Annotated in this window: 1 protein-coding gene; it reads left to right on the plus strand. The window is 51.9% G+C overall.

Annotation, left to right across the window (positions count from 1 at the left end):
* Positions 1-515: 515 nt before the first annotated feature.
* Positions 516-954 (plus strand): nucleotidyltransferase domain-containing protein (locus tag HZY91_RS11250; RefSeq protein WP_235991569.1); only part of this gene is annotated, 439 nt, incomplete at its 3' end.

Below are 954 nucleotides of genomic sequence, written 5' to 3' on the forward strand. Positions count from 1 at the left end.
CCCGGGGGATCCGGCGCGCCTAGGCCTTGACGGCCTTCACTCAATTCGCCCTATAGTGAGTCGTATTACGTCGCGCTCACTGGCCGTCGTTTTACAACGTCGTGACTGGGAAAACCCTGGCGTTACCCAACTTAATCGCCTTGCAGCACATCCCCCTTTCGCCAGCTGGCGTAATAGCGAAGAGGCCCGCACCGAAACGCCCTTCCCAACAGTTGCGCAGCCTGAATGGCGAATGGGAGCGCCCTGTAGCGGCCACTCAACCCTATCTCGGTCTATTCTTTTGATTTATAAGGGATTTTGCCGATTTCGGCCTATTGGTTAAAAAATGAGCTGATTTAACAAAAATTTAACGCGAATTTTAACAAAATATTAACGCTTACAATTTAGGTGGCACTTTTCGGGGAAATGTGCGCGGAACCCCTATTTGTTTATTTTTCTAAATACATTCAAATATGTATCCGCTCATGAGACAATAACCCTGATAAATGCTTCAATAATATTGAAAAAGGAAGAGTATGCGTAGCCGTAATTGGAGCCGTACCCTGACCGAACGTAGCGGCGGTAATGGTGCGGTGGCGGTGTTTATGGCGTGCTATGATTGCTTTTTTGGCGTGCAGAGCATGCCGCGTGCGAGCAAACAGCAGGCGCGTTATGCGGTGGGCCGTTGCCTGATGCTGTGGAGCAGCAACGATGTGACCCAGCAGGGCAGCCGTCCGAAAACCAAACTGAACATTATGCGTGAAGCGGTGATTGCGGAAGTGAGCACCCAGCTGTCTGAAGTGGTGGGCGTGATTGAACGTCATCTGGAACCGACCCTGCTGGCCGTGCATCTGTATGGCAGCGCGGTGGATGGCGGCCTGAAACCGCATAGCGATATTGATCTGCTGGTGACCGTGACCGTGCGTCTGGATGAAACCACCCGTCGTGCGCTGATTAACGATCTGCTGGAAACCA

Source organism: Facklamia lactis (genome assembly GCF_015863205.1).
GTDB classification, from domain to species: domain Bacteria; phylum Bacillota; class Bacilli; order Lactobacillales; family Aerococcaceae; genus Facklamia; species Facklamia lactis.